Source organism: Tunturiibacter empetritectus (assembly GCF_014201375.1).
Lineage (GTDB): Bacteria > Acidobacteriota > Terriglobia > Terriglobales > Acidobacteriaceae > Edaphobacter > Edaphobacter lichenicola_D.
In genome coordinates this window covers 308931-332533 of the sequence record NZ_JACHDZ010000003.1, presented here as the reverse complement: position 1 = coordinate 332533, position 23603 = coordinate 308931, and the positions used below count along the sequence as shown (strand labels likewise).

Here is a 23603-nt window from a genome sequence, read left to right as displayed (position 1 = left end):
GTGCTTCGGATGTGCTCTATGTCGATACTGCCTAGCTGGTGACGGCGAAGACGTAGAAGTCGGCGAAGGAGGTCTTGTCGGGGTTGTTGGGGTCGTAGGGGTAGTCGTTGGGGGTTTTGGACTGGAGAAACCATTGCGGTTGATGTTGGGCGACCCAGTCGGTGAAGGCGCGGTGGTGGACGTGCTTGTAGGGCCAGTCCTGATTCATGTTGCTGGAGTAGACGACGACGAAGCGGCTGGCGGAGACGAAGAGGTTTTGCATGTAGTCGTGGAAGACGTGGTCCTCGACGAGGTGGTAGATGACGTCGAGCGAGAGGGCGAGGTCGGCCTTGACGGCGGCGGGGAGGAGACTGGCTTCGAAGAAACGTTTGGTGGGATCGTTGGCGAAGAGAGTGCGGCATATCTCGACGGCTTTGGGGGAGATGTCGACGCCGGTGTAGTTGGGATAGCGGGCGAGTTTGAGTTGAGCCCCGTCGCCGCAGCCGTGCTCGATGACGGAGGAGATGCGGTGCTGCTCGACGAAGGTGTTGAGGAAGTTGGCCTTGAACCGGGCCAGGCGGTTGTAGCTGCCTGCGCCTGAGTCGCCACCCTTGCGGTAGCGCTGATCCCAGTAGTCGACCGAGTTTCGGAACTGCGCGCGGCGAAGTTGAAGGAGACCGTGGCCGATGACGGGGACATTCTTGAGAAAGGTTTTGACGATTTCGAGCATTGCTTACTGGTCTCCTGGGGAGTTGGGAGGATCAGTCGGCAGAAGCGTACTTGCAGTGGATTACAGGAAGTGCAGAAGGGCTGGAAATTTCAACGCTTTTATGTTGTTTGTTTGGCTGCTAAGTGTTGACTTATGCTGGTTTGATGGAGTCTATCGGGGAGCGGTTGTATGGTGGGGAAGGCAGTTTGATGAGCCGGTTTTGATCTTGCTTTTGATCTCCTGGAGACGGTGAAATCTTTGAGGTCGCCGGGAGGGATGGCACAACAATAGCACGGAGAGGCATTTGGCTGGAGGATTCTGGCGGGAGAGACAGGTGCGGCGCCCGGGGAGGCCGCATCCAATGAGGGCGAGGTACGGGATGCTGGCACGGTTGGCGAAGGGTGCGGGGTTGGCGGTGGTGGGGTTGGCCTTGATGGTGGGGCAGGCATGCAAGAAGAAGCAGGCTCCGGCAGCGGTGCAGCCTGTGGTGCGAACGGCGCCTCGGCCTGCGCAGCCGAATTTTCCGGATGATCCGCCGCCTGAGCCGTTGGTCGCCGATAAGGGGGTGCATCACTCGGTGCGGCGGGCGGTTGCGCCTGCTGTTGTGCCGGTTCCGCGGCCAGTGGTGGACCCGGAGGCTCTAGCTGAGGCGCAGAGGCAGCGGGATGCGAGTCTCTTGCAACAGCAGCAGGCGGCCTCCCAACGGCAGCAGCAGGAACTGAATGGGGTGGTTGAGCGGAGCGCGAAGATTCGGCAGGCTCAGCAGGATGAGCCGCGGATTCAGGAGGCTCCGGAGGCTCCGATCAATCGGCCGCTGCCGGGAGTGCCTGGCCAGAGGATTCAGGATAATCTGACTGCGCCGGTGCAGGAGGCTGAGCCGGGAGAGCCTGCGTCTCCGGAAGGGAACGCCGAGCCGGACCAGACGAATCCTCAGCCGCAGCCGCAGAGTTGAGCTTTTCTTGATGTAAGGGTTACGAGTTTACGTGGGATAAGCTCTCTGTGCGTGGTTTAGTCCTTGGCCGAATCTGACAGTTTCGCTAACTTAGAGTAGAGCGGTTCGCGCGTGCGCCAATGGCCACTCATGCGATGAGACTGCATGAATGGGGCACCCGTGTTTCGGCGGGGCGCCCGTCGGTGATGGGTTAATGGCTTGAGATGAGGAGGATGTGGGCTGGCTCTGTGGGGGTGGTGGGGGCGATCTGGAAGGGCTGGCTGGGAGCGATGGCGACTACAGTGCCCAGGCTGATCTTTGTGGGTTGGCCGTTGTGGAGGATGGTTGTGTCGGAGAGGGCTACTACGACGGACTGGGTTGAGGAGGGCGGCACGTTGCACGGGGAGGACGAGGCGCAGAGGACTCTGAGGACCGAGAGGCCGGGGGAGGAGAACTCGGTGGAGTTGAGGTTGTGGGTCAGGTCGGTGGGGGCGGGGCCGCGGAAGTCGGGGGTGTTGCCGAGGTCGAGGTGGGGGAGTTCGACGCGGAGGAAGTCTGAGGGGAGGTCGCTTAGGTTTTCTATGGAGTGACGCTCGAGGAGGCCTCGGCTGATGCGGAAGGCTCCGAGGTGGGTGGGGGGGCGGGTGATGGTTTGGGGAGGGTTCTTGTGGATGATGTTTACGGGGCCGGAGTCGTTGAGGTAGACGTAGACGGTGGAGGTGGCGGGGTGATCGTGGACTGGGACCTTCTCGTGGGGGGCGTAGTGGACGCGGATTACGTTGAAGGTGTCGTTGGTGAGGATGGTCTGGTAGTTGGGCGGGAGGTTTTGTTGGGCTGGGGTGGTCAGGGTTAGGAGGAGCAGGAACAGGGGGAGGAGCTTTTTCAATTTAGACCTCCTGCGGGGTTGTTGTGGATTATCGAACGTCTGGGAGAAAGGGCAACGGTAGACTCCTCACCCTTCGGCTTCGCTCAGGAACAGAATGACGAGCAAAAAAGGCAACAGCAGATTCCTCCGCTTCGCTACGGAATGACAAACAAAAGAACGGGCAACGGCAAAAGCAACCGCAGATCCCCTTCGGGGATGACAACAAGAAGGGCAACCGCAACTGCAACTGCAACTGCAACTGCAACTGCAACTGCAACTACAACTGCAAAGACGAAATACGGGGATCCTTCACTGCGTTCAGGATGACGGCTATTTTAGGGTGGCGCCCCTTTTAGGATGACGGACATTCGGTTCAGGCTAGACGGCCTTTGGAATGGACGGGTTGGGTTAGTAGCGCGGGATGGTGGGGTCTATGGTGCGAGACCAGGCGTCGATGCCTCCGGCGAGGGACTGGACGTGCTCGAAGCCTTGATTACGCAACCACATGGTGACGCTGAGAGAGCGGGCTCCGTGATGGCAGAGGACGACGATGGGGGCGTCGGGGTCGAGTTCGGTGTGGGCGCGGGAGGGGATCTCGCCCATGGGGATGAGGGTGGAGCCGGGGAGGTGGGCGGTCTGGAACTCCCAGGGCTCGCGGACGTCCAATAAGAGAGGGGCGCTGGGCTGCTGGCGGAGGGCGGAGAAGGCTTCTGCGGTAATTTCGGGCTCTAGCATGATTTCAAGGATATCCTTAGAGATAGCATCAGGCACAGGGTCCCGCTATGGGGCTTCGGCGAGGACTGGGTTAATTCTGACGGTTCTGCGGAGCGTGCCGGGCTGGGAATGTGGTTGGGGATGTGGTTGAGCAGGGTGCATCCTGTTGGGAAGCTTACGAATTTAATTGTGGACGGTGGCTGCTTAGGAGACTGTCTTGAGTTCGACGAATGGTTTTGGTTTGGAGAGTGTATTGGAGAAGGTACTGATTGTTGAGGACGAGGTCCACGCTCGCAGTGGGCTGACGGAGCTGATTGAGAGCTGGGGCTACAGGGCTGAGTGTGCGGCCGATGGGATGGAGGGTCTGGAGAAGGCGGTGTCGTGGGCTCCCGCGATTATTGTGACGGACCTGAAGATGCCGCGGATGGATGGGATGGAGCTGCTGAGCCGGATTGGCGAGCTGCCGCAGAGGATTGCGGTGGTGATGCTGACGGCGCAGGGGTCGATTGAGTCGGCTGTCGATGCGATGCGGATGGGGGCGTACGACTATATTCCGAAGCCGGTGGATCCGGTTCGGCTGAAGACGATTCTGCATAATGCGAGCCGGCAGCGGGAGGCGGATGCGGAGCTGGAGGCTACGGGACGGCAGCTGAGAGACACGGGCGTGCTGGGGCCGATGGTGGGGTCGTCGCCGCAGATGGTGGATATCTTTGCGATGATCGAGAGGATTGCTCCGTCGAATGTGTCGGTGCTGGTGACGGGCGAGAGCGGGACGGGAAAAGAGCTGGTGGCGCGGGCGCTGCATGATCTAAGTGCGCGGAGGCTGAAGCCGTTTGTGGCGGTGAACTGCGCGGCGATTCCGGAGACGCTGATCGAGAGCGAGATCTTTGGGCACGAGAAGGGCGCGTTTACCGGGGCGCTGGAGCGAAGGGCTGGGTGCTTTGAGTTGGCGGAGGAGGGAACGCTGCTGCTCGATGAGATTGGCGAGATGCCGATGGCGACCCAGGCGAAGCTGCTGCGGGTGCTGGAGGATCGGAAGCTGCGACGGCTGGGCAGCAAGATCGAGACGCCGGTAGATGTGCGGGTGGTGGCGGCTACGAATAAAGATCCGGAGAAGGCTGTGTCGAGCGGGGAGCTGCGGGGGGATCTTTACTATCGGCTAAATGTTTTTAATATCCAGATGCCTCCGCTGCGGGATCACCTGATGGATGTTTCTGCGATTGCGGAGAAGATGATCGACGATATGAATGAGCGGCATCACTGCACGGTGGCGGGGTTGAAGGACTCGCTGATGACGCGGCTGGAGAGTTACAAGTGGCCGGGCAATGTGCGGGAGCTGCGGAACACGATTGAGCGGGCGGTGATTCTGGCAGGGTCGGGGATGCTGGGGATTGAGCATCTGCCGCCGCACTTTGGGGAGCCGGGATTTGCGCCTCCTCCTAACCGGGTGGGCGGCGTAGAGTCTGTTGTTGCGGCTGCGCATGCGGCACAATTTGAGGATGGTCAGAGGCGATTGGATGAGTCGAACTCGGTGCGGGTGGAGGTGGGGACGACGGTGGATGAGGCAGAACGGCAGCTGATTCTGAAGACGCTGGTGGCGACGCATAACAACAAGACCAAGGCCGCGGAGATCCTGGGAATCAGTTCGAAGACGTTGCAGAATAAGCTGAAGGAATATTCGAACGCTGCTGTGACGGAGTAACGATGCGGCTGAAGACGAAGCTGGTTCTTGCGGCAACGGGGTTGACGTTTGCGATCGTGCTGGTGCTTTCGGCACTGTTCGTGGGCGAGCTGTTGCGGCAGAGGATCGAGCAGACGGCTGCGGCGAATGATGTGCTGGTGCACGAGGTCTGGCTGGAGATGCGGAAGGCGGTGGAGACGGGGTTGCGGGCGAATCCGCCGGTGGACCGGAGTGACGAGGCGCTGCATGCGGCGGTGGTGGATGCGCTCAGGAGCCAGACGGCTCTGACCCAGGTGATGAATACGATTGTGCGCTACTCGCCTACGGTGCAGGACGTGAGCGTGACGGATGCGCATGGGTTGACGTTATTGAGTACGGACCCGGATGCGGTGGATCAGCCGGCGGTGTTCCGGTTCAGTTTGGCGAGTGTGCAGAACGGGCCGATCTCGCGGCAGATGAGGGTGGTGTTCGGCAAGCCGCGGGTGCTGGATATCTCGCAGTCGCTGGAGCGGAATGGGGCTCCGTTTCTGGTGGTGCATGTTGGGGTGCGGTCGACGTTTTTGAAGAACGCCTATGAGCCGTGGTTACTGGATGCTCTGATCTTTGCGGCGCTGGCGGCGCTGGCGGCGATGTTGTCGGCTGGGCTGCTGGCGAATGTGGCGTTGCGACCACTGGAGGCGATCAGCGCGCGGCTGGAGAGCTTGACGCTGACGGGCGGCGCGATTTCGGAGAGGTTGCTGGACAGCGGAGTAAGGAATGACGCGGTGGTGCGGGTGACGAAGACGCTGGACCGGTTGGGAGAACAGATGCGCACGCAGGAGGCCGGGTATACGGCGCTGCAGGCGAATCTGAACCAGATGTTGGATACGCTGCGAGATGGCGTGATGCTGTTTACGGCGGACCGGCGGGCGGTGATGGTGTCGGATGCGGTGGCTTATTTTCTGGGAGCCCCGTTGAACGAAGATCACGAGAAGCTGGTTGGCATGCGGCTGGAAGAGATCTTTGCTCCGGATAGCGTGCTGGGAGAGGCGGTGTTGGAGGCGTTCGCCGAGGGGGGCCAGGTGAGTGCGCAGGCGTTGACGCTGGAGGATGGGCGGCAGGTGCAATTCTCGCTGGACCGGATCGACGATCGATTGAGCGGGGTGGGGAGTGTGGCGACGCTGTTGACCCTGCGGGATATGGAGTCGGTGGCACAGTTGGGGCAGGAGCTGGAGGTCGCGAGGAGGCTGGCGGCGATTGGGAGGCTGACGGCCGGGGTAGGGCATGAGGTAAAGAACCCGATCAACGCGATGGTGCTGCATCTGGAGCTGCTGCGCGGGAAGCTGGCGCCCGGCGGGGCCGAGGCGTTTGGCGGGGCGCAACGGCATGTGGAGATTCTGGCGGGCGAGATGCAGCGGCTGGACAGAGTGGTGCAGACGCTGGCGGACTTTTCGCGACCCATGGAACTGCATCTGCGGGAGCATGACCTGCGGCAGGTGGTTGCGGTTGTGATGGAGCTGACCTCGGCCGAGATGAAGGAGAACCGGGTGCGGGTGGTGGTGGATGCTCCGAAGGATCCGTTGATGGTGAGGGTGGATGCGCAGCTGATGCAGCAGGCGCTGTTGAACCTGTTGCTGAACGGTATGCAGGCTATGCCCGAGGGCGGGGCGATGGTGGTACGGATGCGGCGGGACCACCAGCTGGCGGTGGTTGAAGTAATTGACGAAGGAGAGGGTATACCTGAGAAGCTATTACCGCGTATCTTCGAACTGTACTTCACCACCAAACCAAAGGGCAGCGGAATTGGGCTGGCGATGACGTACCGGATTTTGCAGCTGCATGGCGGAGCGATGGAGGTGCGATCCAATGCCGACCCGGACTCGGTCGAGCGTGGGACGACCTTTACGTTTCGGCTGCCGGCTGCGGCGGGAGTTGGCGGCGAGAGCAGGAAGGCCGCAGGAGTAGTTCAGAATCAGAAAGAGCTAGGGGAACGGGTTTGAAGGGTACGGGCAACATTACGCAGAAGATCGCATGGACGACTCTCTGGTTTGGTTTGGCGATGGGGATGGCGGGATGCCGGCATAAGCCGCAGCTCGCGCCGCTGCCGCCTGTGATGGCTCCGGTAGCGCTTGAGAATATTCCGGAGCCGGATGATCTGCCGATGGTGGAGGAGCCGCCGGTAAAGCTGCCGGCGGTGCCGGTGTCGACCGAGGCAGGGAAGCCGAAGAAGAGGAAGAAGACGCCTAAGGTTGTCGCATCGGTTGAACCACCGCCGGCGGAGACACAGGTGGCCAGCGCCGCTGCTGCTCCGTCGCCAGATGCTGCGGTGGGTGCTTTGACGGCGGGGGGAGAGACGAATCCGCAGACGAAACAGGAGGCAGAGGATCTTATCGCGTCGATCGACAAGAGGCTGAATGCGCTGCCGGCGCAGAAGGTGGAAGAGCAAAAGGCCCAGGTGAGTAAGGTGAAGAACTTCTGGAAGGATGCTCAGGACGCGTTGAAGTCCGGCGATGCCGAAGGGGCGAAGACGCTGGCTACGAAGGCTAAGCTGCTGCTGGATGATCTGGAGAAATAGCGAGTCAGCTGGTTAGCGAATCAGCGGAGTTCTTGCGCGGGGCAACTACTTGCTGACTCGCTGACGGGTTTATCGCTGACTCGCTGGTTCCAAGCTGACTTGCTCGTTCGTGCTCGAACTAGGCGTTGGCGCCGTGGCATTTTTTGTACTTCTTGCCGGAGCCGCAGGGGCACTCGTCGTTGCGGCCTACTTTTTCGCCGGCGTGGCGTGGGCCGGAGCCGTTGGTGTCGGCGGAGGCTGAGCTGACGGAGCGGGCTTGCTCGAGTTCGCGCTGCTTCTTCTTCTGGAACTCGCGCTCGAGGGCGTCGATGGTGGTGGAGGGTGCGCGGTTTGGTGGCGGGGTTGGTGGGTTTTGACGCGCGGCGGGGGCGTTGGTGTGTTGCGGTGGACCGGATGGGGGCAGGGCGCTTTGCGCGCTGGCGGAGGCTAGCTGCTGGGCTTGTTGAGCCTGGGCTAGAGCCTGTGCGTGGGCCTGGGCTTGAGCAAGCTGCTCGGCGGATTCGATTGGCGTGCCGTCGGGGCCGATGATCTGCATGCGGAAGAGGTGGCGTGCGGTGTCTTCCTGGAAGCGCATCATCATGCCTTCGAACATCTCGAAGGACTCTTTCTTGTAGGCGACGAGTGGATCTTGTTGCGCGTAGCCGCGGAGGCCGATGCCCTCTTTGAGGTGGTCCATGGCGAGGAGGTGATCTTTCCAGAGACCGTCGAGGACGGAGAGCATGACGATGCGCTCGTGGTAGCGCATGGCTTCGGCGCCGAGGATGTTCTCCTTGATGTCGTAGCGGCCGCGGAGGTTTTGGAAGATGGCTTCGCCGAGTTCGTGGCGGTTGAGCGTGGTGGCGTCGATCTCTTTTTCGAGGTGTGCGCCGAAGATGTCGTAGAGCTGCGCGAAGAGAGGCTCGAGCTTCCACACGTCGGCGTGGGCCTTTTCAGGGGCGTTCTCGTCGAGGATGTTGGAAAGGATGGTGGAGGTGTAGTCGTCGGTGATGAGCTGCTTCTGGTCTACGCCTTCCATCAACTGCCTTCGCAAACCGTAGACGGCTTCGCGCTGTTTGTTCATGACATCGTCGTACTCGAGGACGTGTTTGCGGGACTCGAAGTTCTGGGTTTCGACGGCCTTCTGCGCGGCCTCGATGCGGCGGGAGATCATGCCGGATTCGATGGGGACACCCTCTTCCATGCCGAGGCGCTGGAGGAGGGTCGAGACCCACTCGCGGGCGAAGATGCGCATGAGGTCGTCTTCGAGGGAGAGGAAGAAGCGCGAGGAGCCGGGGTCGCCCTGACGGCCGGCGCGTCCGCGGAGCTGATTGTCGACGCGGCGTGATTCGTGGCGTTCGGTGCCGAGGATGTGGAGGCCGCCTGCGCCGATGACGGATTCGTGCTCGGCTTTGGCTGCGCCCTCGTGGGCTGCGGTGGCAGCGTCCCAGTTGGCTTGCGTGGTTTCAAACTCCTGGCCGGTGTAGTAGAAGCGAACCATGCCGGGACCGGCGACGGGGCTGATGATGCCTTCGGCTGCGGAGACGGCGCGGGCCTGCTGCTTGCGGACGAGATCTTGACGGGCCATGAACTCGGCGTTGCCGCCGAGGAGGATGTCAGTGCCGCGGCCTGCCATGTTGGTGGCGATGGTGACCATGCCGAGGCGGCCGGCCTGGGCGACAATCTCTGCTTCCTTCTCGTGGAACTTGGCGTTGAGGACTACGTGGCGGACGCCTTTGCGCTTGAGGATCTCAGAGAGGAGTTCGGACTTTTCGATCGACGTGGTGCCGACGAGGACGGGCTGTTTTTCACCGTGGAGACGGGCGATCTCGTCGGCGACGGCGAAGTATTTTTCCTGCGCGGTGCGGTAGACGACGTCGGCGTTTTCGATGCGGAGCATCTTGCGGTTGGTGGGCGTGACGACGATGTCGAGCTTGTAGATCTTGTCGAACTCGGCGGCTTCGGTCTCGGCGGTGCCGGTCATGCCGCTGAGTTTTTTGTACATGCGGAAGTAGTTCTGGAAGGTGATGGTGGCGAGCGTCTGATCTTCCTTGCGGATGGCCACGCCTTCCTTGGCTTCGACGGCTTGATGCAATCCATCGGACCAGCGGCGGCCGGGCATGAGGCGGCCAGTGAACTCGTCGACGATGATGACTTCGCCGTCCTTGACGACGTACTCTACGTCACGCTTGTAGAGGGAGTGGGCTTTGATGGCGACTTCGACGTGATGCTTGAGATCCCAGTTTTCGGGGTCGGCGATGTTGCCGATGCCGAGGAGGCCTTCGATCTTCTCCCAGCCTTCGTCGGTGACCGTGATGGAGCGAGTTTTTTCGTCTACGACGTAGTCGCCGGACCAGGTTTTGGTTTCGACGGTTTCGATGAGTTCGCCGAGTTCGAGCTTGGGGATGATGACGTTGACGCGGGCGTACTTGTCGGTGGTCTGGTCGGTGGGGCCGGAGATGATGAGCGGGGTGCGGGCTTCGTCGATGAGGATGGAGTCCACTTCGTCGACGATGCAGTAGTAGTGGCCGCGCTGAACCTGATCCTTGAGCTCGAACTTCATGTTGTCGCGGAGGTAGTCGAAGCCGAACTCGTTGTTGGTGCCGTAGGTGATGTCGGAGGCGTAGGCTTCGCGGCGCTGCTCGTCGGAGAGGTCGTGGACGATGACGCCGACGGTGAGTCCGAGGAAGCCGTAGATCTTGCCCATCCATTCGGCGTCGCGTTTGGCGAGGTAGTCGTTGACGGTGACAACGTGGACGCCACGGCCGGCGAGGGCGTTGAGATAGCAGGGGAGCGTGGCGACGAGGGTTTTTCCTTCGCCGGTCTTCATCTCGGCGATCTTGCCGGAGTGGAGGACGATGCCGCCGATGAGCTGCACGTCGAAGTGACGCATCTGCACGGCGCGCTTGCCGGCTTCGCGGACTACGGCGAAGGCTTCGGGCAGTATGGCGTCGAGGGCGGCCTTTTCGGCGGCGTTGCGCTCGTCGGCGTTCTCGGGGGTGTCGGCGATGTGCGAGATCGAATCTGCGATGCGCTGGCGGAACTCGGCGGTCTTGTTGCGCAGAGCCTCGTCGGAGAGCGCCTGAATGGTCGGCTCGAGCGCGTTGATCTGCGCGACGGTGGGCTGGATGCGCTTGACGGCGCGTTCGTTACTGGTGCCAAAGACTTTTGCAATGACTGAGTTGAGCAAAACGGTATCCTTCGGGGGCGCACTTTGTCCCAAATACTAGTGTAACTGGTATGGGTGGCGCGGTTGGCAGGGAAGTTGGCCGTGTGAGATACGGCAAATCTGGAGCTCATGGGTGACGGATTCGAGCGGGCTAGGACTTCGAACGGACGTAGACCGGATCGCGCTTGAGATAGGCGAAGCGGTACTTGGCGTCCTGCCCTGAGGGCGCGCAAAGGTGGCCGGTGAAGGGAGCGCGGAGGGTTTCGGCGCCGAAGGCTATGGCTACGAAGGCCGGGGTGAAGCACTTGCTGTTGTCGAAGACCTCGCCGGAGACCCAGTGGAGCTCGCCGGTGGCTTCGGCGTTTGCAGGGATCGCTACGGGCAGGATGACCGGGCCGGGGTGCATGCCGGGCGGGGTTTCGAGGGAGATGGGGAGTTTGGTGTTGGAGGCGTCTTCGAAGGCGAGTGCGGGGCGACCGGGGACGGTGCAGGTTTCGGCGCCGATGTTGCGGAGGACTAGTAGGGTGCCGGACTGGGACATGCCGTCGAAGTTGCCGTTTTCGCCGTCGAAGGAGAGCGAGAGCTGCGCGGCGGTGCAGGCCAGCAGGGTGGACGCGGCGGGGAGCGGAGTCGCGCTCGCTGAAGAGGCGAGGATGAGCACTACGGCGACGACTACATAGACCGCGTTGGAGGCTGGTTTGTTCACTCTCGAGAATTTTAGTCTTTCTTTGTGAATCTGGTGAGATGTTTTCGGATGGCTTTGGGAATGGCGGGAAGCGGAGACGGGATGTAAGCTGACTTGTCAGTTGCGGGATTTCGTTCAGGCGGGAATCTTATGCTGAGTTACGAGCAGAGTAGCTTGATGGTGGTTTTGGCGATGCTGGTTTCGGTGGCGATGGTGCTGGTGCTCAATCGGGCGTGGCCGATTCCCAATCGCAAGCTGATCAATGATGTGACGGGATGGCAGCTGGGCATTCTGGGGACGACGTATGGAGTGATTCTGGGCTTCATGCTGTATACGGTCTGGATAGATTTTCGGGCTGCGGAGGTGAATGCGGCGCAGGAGGCTAGCTCGCTGTTGACCGTGACGCGGGTGGCGTCGGCGCTGCCGGCTGCGGAGAGAGAGGCGTTTCGCGCGCTGGGGCTGAAGTACGCGGATGCGGTGGTGCACCAGGAGTGGCCGGCGATGCAGCGTCAGGAGGAGAGCCGGGCGGGCGAGATGATTGAGGTGGAGATGTGGAAGCTGCTCGCTGCGGTGAAGGACGATGCCGGCGCGGCGAACAGCGTGGACCACCTGACGCGGGTGTTGAGTGAGCTTTCGGAGAGGCGCAGTCTGCGGGAGGAGCAGCTTCGTGTGCGGCTGCCGGTTGTGTTATGGATTTTGCTGTTGGCTGGTGGAGGCGCGACGGTGGGGTCTTCGTGCCTGTTGGGGAATGACAATAAGTGGCTGCACTATTGCCAGGTGCTGGCGCTGACGTTTGTGGTGGCGGTGACGCTGTCGGCGATTGCGGACCTGGCGCGGCCGTTTGAGGGTTCGGTGTCGGTGAGTCCGATTGCGTTTGAGCGTGCTCAGACGATCATGCAGCTGGATGCGGGTCGTTAGCGGCTCCTCGCTTATTCAAAGGCGTCGCCGAGAGCCCACATCTCAAATTCGAGATGTGGGCACCCGCTTTTTGCCGCTGTAGGGTGTGTCCGAGGTGCTGGATTAGGGCGTTGAGGCCAGGGGTTAGTGTCCGCCCGCGGCTTCGGGGTCGGGTTTGGCGGCTTTGGTGGGGAGACGCATGATGAAGGGCAGGGGCGTGAGCAGGAAGATGGTGCAGGCGAGGATGGCGAAGGCGTTTTTGTAGCTGAGCATCGAGGCCTGACGGAGCATCTGCTGATAGGCCTGGCCTACGGCCATCTGCGAGGCGTTGGCGGCAGACATACCCTGCGACATCAGCATCTCTTTCATGCGGTCCATGTAGAGGTTGTAGGGGACACTACCCGGGATGACGTTCGCCGAGAGAGCGACCTGCTGGACCTGGGAGTTGCGAGCGAGATAGGTAGTAAGGAGCGCCGTGCCTGCGCTGCCGCCGAGGTTGCGGGCGAAGTTGGAGAGGCTGGAGATCTGGTTGGTCTTGCTGGGGGGAACGCCGACGTAGTTGAGCGTGCTGATGGGGATGAAGATGAAGGCGAGGCCAATGACCTGGAGCATGCGCCAGAGGGTTACAGTGCCGAAGGCTGCGTTGAGATCGAGGCGGGTCAGGTTGTAGATGCCTATTGCGGTGACGAGGTAGCCGAGGCAGACCATGAGGCGTGGGTCGAACTTTCCGAGGCTGCGGCCGGCGACGAACATCATGAGCATCATGACGAAGCCTGCGGGGGAGAGAACCATGCCGGCGCGTTCGGCGGTGTAGCCGAGGAGGCCCTGGAGGTACTGCGGGATGAGGACGGTCGAGCCGAAGAGGACCATGCCGAGGATGAGTTGGAGGAAGACAGCGGTGCCGAAGTTTCGGTTCTTGAGGAGCTTGAGGTCGACGATGGGGTCGGGGTGGTGCCACTCCCACCAGGTGAAGAAGATGAGCGTGACGGCGGCGAGGATGGCGAAGGTGCGAATCATGGGATCGCCGAACCAGTCCTTCTCCTGGCCTTTGTCGAGGGTGAACTCGAGGCAACCGACACCGAAGGCTACGAGACCGAGACCGAGGAAGTCGATCTTGAGGTGCTTGGCCTGCTCCATGCGCTGCTTGAGGTGGGGTGGGTCTTCGACCATGCGGTTGCTGAGGTAGAGCGAGATGAGTCCGATGGGGATGTTGATGAAGAAGATCCAGTGCCAGTTGAAGTTGTCGGTGATCCAGCCGCCGAGGGTGGGGCCGATGGCCGGTGCGACGACGACGGCCATGCCGTAGACGGCGAAGGCCTGGCCGCGTTTTTCGATGGGAAAGGTGTCGGCGAGGATGGCTTGTTCGCTGGGCGCGAGGCCGCCGCCGCCTGCGCCCTGAAGGATGCGCGCGACGATGAGAAGGGGAAGCGTGTTGGCGATGCCGCAGAGAAAAGAGCAGATGGTGAAGAGGGCGACGCAGACCATGTAGAAGCGCTTGCGGCCGAAGCGGTTGGAGAGCCAGCCGGAGATGGGCAGGACGATGGCGCTTGAGACAAGGTAGCTGGTGAGGACCCAGGTGGCCTCTTCGGAGCTGGCGCCGAGAGTGCCGGCGATGTGGGGCAGGGCGACGTTGGCGATGGAGGTATCGAGGACCTCCATGAAGGTGGCGAGTGTGACGGTGAGCGCGATGGCCCAGGGGTTGTGGTGGGGCTTCCACGCAGCAGGCGTGGCGGCGATGGGCCTGAGCCGGCCAGGTGCGGGCGAAGGTGCAGTCATTGTTGCCATATCAGTCTCCTGATATGATATCAGGAGACTGATATGGTTTCTTTAAATTCTAACGGTACGAAACGACAGGCGGAGAGACGGCGGGCGGCGCAGATGATGAAGCGCATCCTGATCCACTTCCGCAGTCAGATGGATGAGGCGCTGCGGCCACATGGCGTGACGACGGCGCAGCTGCACATTCTGAAGACGATTCGGGAGCAGCCGGGGGCGTCTGGGGCTCAGCTGTCGCGGTTGTGCTACATGACGCCGCAGTCGGCGCAGTCGCTGCTGACGGGGCTGGAGAGAGACGGATGGATTGTACGGAATAAAGGGCGGGGGAATGACCGGATTCTTACGGCGCAGCTGACTGCTGAGGGGGAAGAGCTGCTTCAGACGGCGGAAAAGATGGTGAAGGAGATCGAAGGGAAGCTGTGGCGGGGGGTGGCGGAGGGTTCGATCGAGGCTTTGAATGGGGTGCTGGAGCAGTGCCTTGCGAATCTTGGGCCGGAGTCGGACGGCCGGTAGGTTCTGAGGAGAGAACCAGGACGGCCTGCCGTGGGGAAGGCAGGCCGATGTTTTACTGGCTGGGTTGTTTGCCGTGGAATAGTTTGTGGTTGATGTCGGGCCAGAACTCGTGAAAGAGGAAGGTGCCGGCGTCGATACCGACGTTTGACCCCCACTTGCTGACGGTGTTGCCGAGGGTACGTTCTCTCGAGGGATAGTAAAGGTTGGAGAGTCCGGCGCCAGCTCCTGCGCCGACGATCTCGCTGATGTTGAAGGTGTCATTTCCAGCGTCGTTGCGTGTAATGACGACGCGGCTTAGAGAGTAGCCGGCGCGCTTCATGAAACCGCCGTGTCCCAAGGTGTAGTAGCGGTTGTCCTGGCGGAAGACGACGGGGAAGATGGCCTCGACGGTGTAGTTTTCCACGGCCTGATCGACGAAGGCGTGCCAATAGTAGCGTCCGTAGCCGGCAGCACCTTGACGAAACTCGGGAGTTGAGTTTGTTGCCTGATTGATGCCGGCGACTGCTGCAGGAAGAAAGATGGAGGAGTAGTCAAAGCTGTCCTGCGAGGCAGTTTTGAACTTTTCCAGGACCGTTTGGGGTGGGAGATGGGTGTTGGCGCTGACAGCGCGGAAGTTTGGAAAGATGCCGAGGATGCGCTTGGTCTGAACGCCTTCCTGCACTGCGACCGGGCCTGAGATAGGTGCCTGAGGAGCGTCGGGAAGGTCGGAGTTGTCGAGCGAGGACGATGAGGTGGTGTCGGCACTGACTGTTTTGAGAGTGGCTGGCTTATCCGAGAGGGAGTTCAGTCTGTTCTGTGCCCCTGCGTTGCCGCAGAAAAGATACAGTGACAGGAACAAATTGGTGGCGCAGAGGGAGTGACCTGATTTTATTTTCATAGGCATTGGGTAGTTAGTTATTTCATTAGACGTAAAAGTATGATGTTTGGTCTGCCTGAGATGATTCATCGACTTTTAATTGATTCTCAGGCACAGAGGCGGCGAGCTATTGAAGTTAGATGCGGGCTTTCCGTTGAAATTTGCTTTGGGATTGTGGCGCTTAGCGGAGGGTGGCGTGGAAGCGGAGGCGAACGTAGTCGGCGACCCAGTTGCCGTCGGCGTCGCGGAGGATGGGTTTGAGCAGGGCGATGATGCTGGTGATGGCGGCTGCGCGATCGTGTGGATTGAGGCGGTCGAGGACACCGTTGCGGAAGGTGTTGAGCCAGGACTCCATGCCGTTGGGGAGCGGCGTGGGGCGAGGGATGAGCGCGATGGATTGGACGGTGAAGCCGGCGGATTCGAGGAGACGGCGATAGAGCACTGGTGAGGGAAAGAAGCTGGCGGCGGTGGCTTCGGCGTCGATGTGGAAGGGCGCGAGAGTGGCCTGGAGTGCGGTGCGGATGGCGGCGACGTTGCCGTGGCCGCCCATCTCGACGACGAAGCGGGCCTGTGGATTTGTGATGCGAAGGGCGCGGTGAACGCCGGCGAGCGCGGCCTGATGGCCGGAGATGCCGGTGATCCAGTGGAGGGCGGCGTTGGAGAAGACGGCGTCGAACTGGTTGTGGTAGGGGAGTGCGGTGGCGTCGTGGTGCTCGACGTTGAATTTGACTGCGCTGTGGAGGTTGCGTTGACGGGCGGCTGCGAGCATGGTGGGTGAGGCGTCGACGCCGGTGAGGATGGCGCCGGTGGCGGCGAGTTGTTCGGTGAGGGCGCCGTCGCCGCAGCCGAGATCGAGGATGTGCTCGCCGGATTGGGGGGCGAGGAGAGCGACGACGTCGGAGGCAAGGGTGGCGACGAAGCGGCCGTTGGCGGCGTAGGCTTCGGTGTTCCAGGTTTGGCCGGAGGGTTGGGCGCTCATGTGCTTATTGTTCGCCGCCGCGCGCCGTTTTGCGAGGAAGATAAGAATTTTCTGTGCGGCGATAAGGAAGCGCCGATCTGTAAGAGTGATGGTGCTTCTTTCAGACAGGACATCATGCGTGTTTCAGAGACAACGACGCTAGGTGCCGTAGCCGCGATGCTTCATTGCCAGCAGATCCTGGTTGCTGGGCCAGGAGATGGTGAGGAGGAAGGCGGAGTCCTGAAGGGCTTCTACTTCGTGGCGGATGGAGGCGCTGAGAGTGATGAGGTCTCCGGCTTTGAGGTCGTGAGGCTTGCTGTGAACGGAGAAGCGTATCTGCCCTTTGAGAACCTGGACGGAGAGGGTTCCGTCTGCGTGATGCTCCTTCATTCGGGCGGCGTTCTCCATGACGATGAGGACGACTCGGAGGTCGTGTTTCTTGAAGAGGGTCTTGGCGTAGTGGCCGGATTGCCAGGGCTTCTTCTGTTCGGCGTCGGCAATCTCCTGATGGAGGTCGAACTGCGCCAGTTTGTCGATCATGGTGCCGTCTTTGAGGGAGGTGGTCATGGTGTTTTCCTCAGCCCGCATTAATTACGCTTTGTGAGGGATGAGATGCAAGGGGAATGATTGTCGCCGGGTGGAGCGGACATATACTTGTGTTTTGCCGGGCACAGATTTTGCCGGCGTGAGAATGGTCCAGGAGTGAATCGGTGACGATGAAGATGATGACGGCGGTTGCGTTTGGGCGGGAGAACAAGGGGCGTTTTGTCGAGGAGCTGAAGGCGCTGCTGCGGATTCCTTCGGTGTCTACGGCTCCTGAGCATGCGGGGGATGTGCGGCGGGCTGCGGAGTTTGTTGCGGCGGAGCTGAAGAGGATTGGGATGGAGAACGTTCGTCTGATTGAGACGAGTACCGCGGGGCGGAAGGGGCATCCGCTGGTGTATGCGGACTGGCTGCATGCGGCTCCGGCAGCGGATGGGAAGGCCAAACCTACGGTGCTTTGTTACGGACACTACGATGTGCAGCCGGCGGAGCCTCTGGATGAGTGGAAGTCGCCACCCTTTGAGCCTACAGAGAGAGATGGGAATATCTATGCTCGCGGTGCGGTGGATGACAAGGGGCAGATGTGGATGCATGTGAAGGCGCTGGAGTCGCTGATGGCGGCGGGCGGTGGGACGCTGCCGGTAAATGTGCGGGTGATCGTTGAGGGCGAGGAAGAGGTTGGGGGCGAGGGGATCGCTGCGTTTGTGCGGGAGCATGGCGATCAGCTGAAGGCGGATGTGGCGCTGGTGAGCGATACGGAGATGTTTGCGCCGGAGCTGCCGACGCTGTGCGTGGGGTTGCGCGGGATGATCTATACCGAGATCGAAGCTCGCGGGGCGAAGACGGATCTGCACTCGGGGATGTATGGCGGGGCGGCTCCGAATCCGTTTGTCGCGCTGGCGCAGGTGATTGCGAAGTTGAAGGATGAGAATGGAAAGATTTTGATTCCGGGATTTTATGACGAGGTGCAGAAGCCGACGGCGGATGAGTTGAAGGCGTGGAAGGCGCTGCCGTTTGATGAAGAACACTATTGCGCTACCGAGGTTGGGTCGAGTGTGTTGACGGGCGAGCCTGGGTTGAGTGTGCAGGAGCGGACGTGGGCGAGGCCGACGCTCGACGTACATGGGATGCCGGGTGGGTTCGTTGGAGTGGGCGCTAAGACGGTGATCCCCGCGAAGGCCGTGGCGAAGGTGAGCATGCGGCTGGTGCCGGATATGACGCCGGCGGAGAGCTTTCGGAAGTACAAGGCCTATGTGGAGTCGATTGCGCCGAAGGGAGTTGCGTTGGAGGTGCGGTTGATTCATGCGGGCGATCCGATTGTGGTGAGCACGGATAACTCTTACGTGAAGGCTGCGACTGAGGCGATGCGTGAGGTGTTCGGCAAGGAGACGGTGTTTGTGCGGGGGGGCGGGTCGATTCCGATAGTGGGCGACTTTGTGCGGGAGCTGAAGGTGCCGACGGTGATGATGGGATTCGGGCTGCCGGATGACAATCTTCATGCTCCGAACGAGAAGTTTCATCTAGCGAACTTTCATCGCGGGATCGAGTCGATTGTGCGGTTTTTGAGTGGTGTGGGCGCCTGATGCAGCGGGAAGACCTCCCTCCCGTAGGGGGCTATGTGCTGGCCGGCGGGAAGAGTTCGCGGATGGGAAGCGATAAGGCGCTGCTGGAACTGGCGGGAAAGACGCTTGCGCTTCATGCGACGACGAAGCTGCGACGTGTGTGCGCGGAGGTAAGTATTCTCGGTAACGATCCTGCATTGGAGCGATTTGCGCCACTGGTTCGAGATCTGCACCCGGGATGTGGACCGATCGGAGGCATCGAGGCGTCATTCAGGCATTCGAGGCATGAGTGGAATCTCTATATGCCAGTGGACATGCCGTTCTTTCCTTCGGTGCTTTTATCCTCTTTTATTGCTTTCAGTGGTGTCCTCTCGAAGATAAGAGGTACGAGGGTGGCGTTGTTTACGGTGTTTGGGACACCGCAGCCGTTGTTTTGTTTGCTGCATCGAGACGTTGCACCGTTTGTCTACGAAGCGGTCGAGCGGGGCCAGTACAAGGTCTTTCCTGTGCTTGAGAACGCAGGGGAGGAACTGGCAGAGAGACAACGATTGCCGTTGCATCAAGTGTTTTTCAACTTGCCGTGGGGAGAAGAGTCGTCAGTTTCCGTTTATCCCGGACCGGGGAACGACGATCTTGAGAGATGGGAGATGCTGACGGAGGCGCAACAGGCGGCGAAGCATCTGTGGTTTGCGAATTTGAATACGCCGGAGGAGTTTGTCGAGGCGGAGCGGCATGTCGATGCGTTGGATACATAGCGGGATACATAGCGGGGCGATGGGTTAGGCTAGATTTGTGTCTTGATTTGGTTGGTGGGAGTCGCTGAGATGGCAGAGCGGGATGACAAGGAAGACAAGATCGAGGAACAGCAGCCCGAGGTGACCGCGGATACTCCGCTGATTGAGAGTGTCTCGGAGGATGTGTCGGCGGAGGTGGGAGATTTTATCCAGCAGGCGGCGGAGCAGAATGAGGCTGCTGCCGAGGCAGTGCCGGATGTGAAGAACAAGCCTGGGCCCTACATCTCGTTTGAACATGTGTACAAGTCGTTCGGCGAGTTTGTGGTGCTGGAGGATGTGAGTTTCTATGTGCTGCCGGGGGAGACGCTGTGCATCCTGGGACGAAGCGGCGTGGGCAAGTCGGTTTCGCTGCAGATGTTGCTGGGTTTTTTGAAGCCGGATAAGGGAATGATCAAGGTTGCGGGGGAGAATATCTGTGGCTTTGGGGAGAGGGAGTTACAGGAGATTCGCCGCAAGGTGACGATGGTCTTTCAGAACGGAGCGCTGTTCGACTCGATTACGGTGGGAGAGAACGTTGCGTTTCCGATGCGGGAGCGCGGGGAGATGGCAGAGGACCAGATTCTGCAGGTGGTGAAGGGGCTGCTGGAGATGGTGGGGGTCGCGGGGATGGAGGGCCTGCTGCCGTCCGACCTGTCGACGGGGATGAAGCGGTCGGTTGCAATTGCGCGGGCGTTGGCGTCGCAGCCGGAGGCGGTGCTGTATGACGAGCCGACGACAATGGTGGACCCGCTGATGGCACATCTTCTCGGAGATTTAATTGAACGGTTGAAGCAACAGCTGCATCTCACCAGCATTGTGGTCACTCACGACATGCGGCTGGCGAAGAAGCTGGCGGATAGAGTGGTGTTTTTGAGCGCAGGCAAAGCGATTTTCTTCGGAACGATGGAAGAGATGGAACGCAGTCAGGATCCGATACTTCAAGAGTTTCTGGCGCTGGATGAGTTGGTTACTCCGGTCTAGGGTTATGGCATGAGGCAAGGCGCGGCTCCGTTAAAGCGACTCCCATGAAGGTGTTATAGGTGTTCTGCAAACTGTTGCAGTATCTGTTGCCAAGCCCCGGTCTGAGACGTATGCTCCAGATAGCAGCCAAAATTTTCAATGACCCGCAGCGCTGTATTATTTCGCGTGTTTTTTTATCGACGGTACCCCTGAGCTTCAACTTTGGGCATCCTATCGACTACAAGGCCCTGGGATTATTTGAGTTGAAAGGCGTTCGCTATGGCGACACCGGATTATCTGCAGCAGGTCATCGTTTCAGAGAGAAAATACGCTGGGAATGGAAGACGGGCGTCAAGGGCCGGCGACGGGGTCTTCCGCAGGCCGTCGATCACGAGCACGGTGTGGGCATCGCTGGACCTGCTGACCGTGGTGATTGCGGCTGTTGTAGCTCTAAGGTTCCGTGTGGCGACGCCCGCGGATGTGCCTGCGCTGCATGTGGTCCCGCATCTGATCCGATCCTCCCCGAACCTTCTGTTTTTTTATATTGGCTGGTATGGAATCTGTCTGATCTTCTTTACGCGGTCGTATGGGCTGTATGGGACGATTCAGCACCATAGCGGATTGCATGAACAGAGGATGACGATTCAGGCATCGCTGACCTCGGGCCTGCTTCTGTGCGGGACGCTTTACCTGTCGAGCGGGGAGGCGATCTCGCGAATCGTGGTTGGGTTGATGGTGGTGTTTACGACGGTGCTGCTGTGCCTGCGGCGCGCGTTGTGGCGGAGGATGGTCTATCGGCGATTCCGAGCAGGTATTGAGACGCGGAATGTCTTGATTGTGGGCGCAGGGCGCGTGGGGCACGCGCTGAGGAACCATATCGACACGCTGCAGCATCTGGGGTTTCGATTCAAGGGCTTTGTGGCGTTGACCGAGCGTGAGGCGGAGTCAGGCAATGCGGATGTGATCGGCGATGCGAGGAACTGCCTGTCGCTGGCACGATCGTTGTTTGTGGATGAGATATTCTTTTCTGTTCCGGCGGAGGAGAAGATGGTGATCCGCATGGTGGAAGAGGCTCGTATCGCCGGCATCGATGTCCGTGTGGTTCCGGATATGTATGACGGCCTGGCGTGGAATGCAAAGGTCGAATATGTCGGTCAGTTTCCGACGATTCCGCTGCACCGCAGAGATTTTCCGATCGGCGGATTTTTGCTGAAGCGGGTGTTGGATACGACAGTTTCAGTGATTGGGCTGGTGTTGACTTCACCGGTGATGCTGGCGATCGCGGTTGCGATTCGTCTGGACTCTCCAGGGCCTATCTTTTATAAGGCGCAGCGGATTGGGCGAAAAGGCCGCGCGTTTTCCTGCTACAAGTTTCGGACGATGGTGCAGAACGCGGATAAGTTGAAGGCCGATCTGGAACACATGAACGAGCGCGACAGCGTGCTGTTCAAGATCAAGAAGGATCCTCGGATTACGAAGGTAGGCAGGGTGTTGCGGAAGTATTCTCTCGATGAGCTGCCGCAGTTTTATAACGTGCTGAAGGGCGATATGAGCCTGGTGGGGCCGCGGCCTCCGATGGCGGCTGAGGTGGAGCAGTACGATCTTGCACATCTGCGGCGGCTGGATGTGCTGCCGGGCATTACCGGGCTGTGGCAGGTGGAGGCCCGGCAGGATCCCTCGTTCGATAGCTATATCTCGCTGGATACGGCGTACGTGGAGAACTGGAGTCTGATTATGGATCTTCGGATTCTGGCGCGCACGGTGGGTGTGGTGTTGAGCGGGACAGGCTCCTAAGCGGTAGACTTGAAGGGTGAAGATAGCGCTTGCCCAGATCAACCCGACGGTGGGGGACTTCGCCGGGAATGCGAAGAAGATTCTTGAATATGCGGCTCGTGCCGAGGCGTTGGGCGTGGGCCTTGTGGTCTTTCCGGAGCTGGCGGTGTGTGGGTATCCGCCGGCGGACTTTCTTGAGAAGGCTTCCTTCATTGCGAGGGCGGAGCAGGTGGTCGCGGAGCTTGCAGGCTGGACCGCTGTTGCGGGTCGACCGGCGATTCTGTGCGGGACGGTGATGGCTTCGAAGGCCAGCGTGGGTAAGCAGGTGAGGAACGTCGCGGCACTGATGGATGGGGGCAGGGTGAGCTTCGTGCAGCAGAAGATGCTGCTGCCGTTTTACGACGTCTTCGACGAGCAGAGATACTTTGAGCCGGCGACGGAGCAGGCGCTGGTCTGTGTCGGCGGGGAACCGCTGGCGATTACGATCTGCGAGGATGCCTGGAACGACAAGGGATTCTGGCCGCGGCAGATGTATCCGGTCGATCCGGTTGAGAAGCTGATGGGGCGTTGGGAGTCTCAGCCGAAGGAGCTTGTGGGGCAGCAGCGGGTGATTCTAAATATCTCGGCTTCGCCCTATTGGCAGGGAAAGCCGCAGGTCCGGCAGAATATGCTGGCTGCGCTGGCCCGGCGGCATCATGCGTTTGTGGCGATGACGAACCAGGTGGGCGGGAACGACAGCCTGGTGTTTGATGGCTCGTCGCTGGTGATTCGGCCGGATGGTCATGTCGTGGCGCGGGCGGCTTCGTTTGCTGAGGATCTGGTGGTCTTCGATACTCGGGATGGCGAGGCGATCGCGGCTGCGACTCAGGTAGACGAGGTCGCTGCGATGTGGAGTGCGCTGGTGCTGGGAACGCGGGACTACGTGAGGAAGTGCGGGTTCAGCAAGGTGCTGGTTGGGTTGAGCGGGGGAATTGATTCGGCGCTGGTGGCAGCGATTGCGGTGGAGGCCCTTGGCAAGGAGAACGTGATCGGCGTGGGAATGCCGACGGAGTACTCGTCGCTGGGCTCGATTGAGGATGCGCGGAAGCTAGCGAAGAACCTTGGCGTGAGGTTTGAGCTGCTGCCGATCCATGATGTGTTCGCGCAGTTTCAGCATGTGCTGCAGCCGCTATTTGCAGGGACGCCGTTTGGGCTTGCGGAGGAGAATTTGCAGCCGCGGATTCGTGGGACGCTGCTGATGGCGCTGTCGAACAAGTTTGGCGCGCTGGTGTTGACGACCGGGAATAAGAGCGAGATGTCGACCGGATACTGCACGCTGTACGGCGATATGGTGGGCGCGCTGGCCGTGATCGGCGATGTGATGAAGATGAAAGTGTATGCGTTGAGCCGGTATGTGAACCGCGTCAAAGAAGTTATTCCGTGGGAGACGATTTCGAAGCCACCTTCGGCGGAGCTGCGGCCGGAGCAGCGGGATACAGACTCGCTGCCGCCGTATGAGGTGCTGGACCCGATCCTGGAGGCGTATGTGGAGCGGTATTGCTCGGCGGAGCAGATTGCCGAGGAGCAGGGATTGGATGTGGCGCTGGTGAGGTCGGTGTTGCAGCTGGTTGAGAAGAGCGAATACAAGCGGCAGCAGGCGGCTCCAGTGTTGAAAGTTACGAGAAAGTCGTTCGGAATGGGGCGGCGGTTTCCCATTGCGGTCAAGGTTCAGGTGTAATAGAGGAGCTGC

General features: G+C 60.5%; 20 protein-coding genes. 11 read left to right on the top strand and 9 right to left on the bottom strand.

The features are described 5' to 3' along the window. Positions 1 to 31 precede the first annotated feature (31 nt). On the bottom strand, positions 32 to 709 hold the full coding sequence (locus tag HDF10_RS10455) for a class I SAM-dependent methyltransferase (RefSeq protein ID WP_183813064.1): 678 nt from the start codon (positions 707 to 709) through the stop codon (positions 32 to 34). A gap of 340 nt (positions 710 to 1049) precedes the next feature. Between HDF10_RS10455 and HDF10_RS10450 the strand changes: the two genes are divergently transcribed. Next, the gene (locus HDF10_RS10450) at positions 1050 to 1640 is read left to right on the top strand and encodes a hypothetical protein (protein ID WP_183813062.1); all 591 of its coding nucleotides are present in this window, start codon (positions 1050 to 1052) and stop codon (positions 1638 to 1640) included. A gap of 190 nt (positions 1641 to 1830) precedes the next feature. On the opposite strand, the gene HDF10_RS10445 is transcribed toward HDF10_RS10450, so the two are convergent. Both HDF10_RS10445 and HDF10_RS10440 read right to left on the bottom strand, forming a co-directional pair. Next, entirely contained in the window at positions 1831 to 2505 is a 675-nt protein-coding gene (locus HDF10_RS10445) for a hypothetical protein (RefSeq protein WP_183813060.1), read from the bottom strand. Between the two features lie 387 nt (positions 2506 to 2892). Further along, positions 2893 to 3219: a rhodanese-like domain-containing protein gene (locus tag HDF10_RS10440; protein ID WP_183813058.1), complete on the bottom strand. Its 327-nt coding sequence runs from the start codon at positions 3217 to 3219 to the stop codon at positions 2893 to 2895. Between the two features lie 196 nt (positions 3220 to 3415). Here HDF10_RS10440 and HDF10_RS10435 point away from each other — a divergent pair, with 196 nt between their 5' ends. The 3 genes from HDF10_RS10435 to HDF10_RS10425 are packed head-to-tail and all read left to right on the top strand — an operon-like array spanning position 3416 to position 7433. Then, positions 3416 to 4900, top strand: coding sequence for a sigma-54-dependent transcriptional regulator (locus HDF10_RS10435; protein ID WP_260177803.1), 1485 nt, complete (start codon positions 3416 to 3418; stop codon positions 4898 to 4900). Between the two features lie 2 nt (positions 4901 to 4902). Then, a complete protein-coding gene (locus tag HDF10_RS10430; RefSeq protein ID WP_183813056.1) occupies positions 4903 to 6858 on the top strand; it encodes a sensor histidine kinase in 1956 nt (651 codons plus the stop codon). After that, positions 6855 to 7433, top strand: a complete 579-nt coding sequence (locus tag HDF10_RS10425; protein WP_183813054.1) for a hypothetical protein — start codon at positions 6855 to 6857, stop codon at positions 7431 to 7433. Before HDF10_RS10430 ends, HDF10_RS10425 begins: the two co-directional genes overlap by 4 nt. Positions 7434 to 7551: 118 nt before the next feature. Here the strand turns inward: HDF10_RS10425 and secA are convergent, their stop codons facing one another. Together secA and HDF10_RS10415 are read right to left on the bottom strand one after the other, a co-directional pair. Then, complete coding sequence (gene secA / locus HDF10_RS10420; RefSeq protein WP_183813053.1) at positions 7552 to 10599, bottom strand: preprotein translocase subunit SecA; 3048 nt, start codon at positions 10597 to 10599, stop codon at positions 7552 to 7554. A gap of 130 nt (positions 10600 to 10729) precedes the next feature. Then, positions 10730 to 11284 carry a DUF4232 domain-containing protein gene (locus HDF10_RS10415; RefSeq protein ID WP_183813052.1) on the bottom strand — a complete coding sequence of 185 codons (555 nt, stop codon included), beginning with the start codon at positions 11282 to 11284 and terminating at the stop codon, positions 10730 to 10732. Positions 11285 to 11413: 129 nt separating this feature from the next. On the opposite strand from HDF10_RS10415, the gene HDF10_RS10410 reads away from it, so the two are divergent. Further along, positions 11414 to 12181: a bestrophin-like domain gene (locus HDF10_RS10410; protein ID WP_183813051.1), complete on the top strand. Its 768-nt coding sequence runs from the start codon at positions 11414 to 11416 to the stop codon at positions 12179 to 12181. A gap of 123 nt (positions 12182 to 12304) precedes the next feature. Here HDF10_RS10410 and HDF10_RS10405 read toward each other — a convergent pair whose 3' ends face one another. Beyond that, positions 12305 to 13936: a DHA2 family efflux MFS transporter permease subunit gene (locus tag HDF10_RS10405; RefSeq protein WP_183813691.1), complete on the bottom strand. Its 1632-nt coding sequence runs from the start codon at positions 13934 to 13936 to the stop codon at positions 12305 to 12307. Positions 13937 to 13978: 42 nt separating this feature from the next. Between HDF10_RS10405 and HDF10_RS10400 the strand changes: the two genes are divergently transcribed. Then, on the top strand, positions 13979 to 14449 hold the full coding sequence (locus HDF10_RS10400; protein WP_183813050.1) for a MarR family winged helix-turn-helix transcriptional regulator: 471 nt from the start codon (positions 13979 to 13981) through the stop codon (positions 14447 to 14449). Between the two features lie 52 nt (positions 14450 to 14501). Here the strand turns inward: HDF10_RS10400 and HDF10_RS10395 are convergent, their stop codons facing one another. The 3 genes from HDF10_RS10395 to HDF10_RS10385 form a co-directional block, all read right to left on the bottom strand. Next, a complete protein-coding gene (locus HDF10_RS10395; protein WP_260177802.1) occupies positions 14502 to 15332 on the bottom strand; it encodes a hypothetical protein in 831 nt (276 codons plus the stop codon). A gap of 154 nt (positions 15333 to 15486) precedes the next feature. Next, complete coding sequence (locus HDF10_RS10390) at positions 15487 to 16284, bottom strand: class I SAM-dependent methyltransferase (protein WP_183813049.1); 798 nt, start codon at positions 16282 to 16284, stop codon at positions 15487 to 15489. Positions 16285 to 16422: 138 nt separating this feature from the next. Beyond that, the gene (locus HDF10_RS10385; RefSeq protein WP_183813047.1) at positions 16423 to 16830 is read right to left on the bottom strand and encodes a cupin domain-containing protein; all 408 of its coding nucleotides are present in this window, start codon (positions 16828 to 16830) and stop codon (positions 16423 to 16425) included. A 149-nt stretch (positions 16831 to 16979) separates the two neighbouring features. On the opposite strand from HDF10_RS10385, the gene HDF10_RS10380 reads away from it, so the two are divergent. The 5 genes from HDF10_RS10380 (at position 16980) to HDF10_RS10360 (ending at position 23591) form a co-directional block, all read left to right on the top strand. Beyond that, positions 16980 to 18389 (top strand): dipeptidase, encoded by a 1410-nt coding sequence (locus HDF10_RS10380; RefSeq protein ID WP_183813687.1) that lies wholly within the window; start codon positions 16980 to 16982, stop codon positions 18387 to 18389. After that, positions 18389 to 19123, top strand: a complete 735-nt coding sequence (gene mobA, locus HDF10_RS10375; protein WP_183813045.1) for a molybdenum cofactor guanylyltransferase — start codon at positions 18389 to 18391, stop codon at positions 19121 to 19123. Before HDF10_RS10380 ends, mobA begins: the two co-directional genes overlap by 1 nt. Positions 19124 to 19192: 69 nt before the next feature. Beyond that, positions 19193 to 20122: an ABC transporter ATP-binding protein gene (locus tag HDF10_RS10370; RefSeq protein WP_183813043.1), complete on the top strand. Its 930-nt coding sequence runs from the start codon at positions 19193 to 19195 to the stop codon at positions 20120 to 20122. Between the two features lie 258 nt (positions 20123 to 20380). Beyond that, complete coding sequence (locus HDF10_RS10365) at positions 20381 to 21895, top strand: sugar transferase (RefSeq protein ID WP_183813041.1); 1515 nt, start codon at positions 20381 to 20383, stop codon at positions 21893 to 21895. Positions 21896 to 21911: 16 nt separating this feature from the next. After that, entirely contained in the window at positions 21912 to 23591 is a 1680-nt protein-coding gene (locus tag HDF10_RS10360; RefSeq protein WP_183813039.1) for an NAD+ synthase, read from the top strand. The last annotated feature ends 12 nt before the right edge of the window (positions 23592 to 23603 follow it).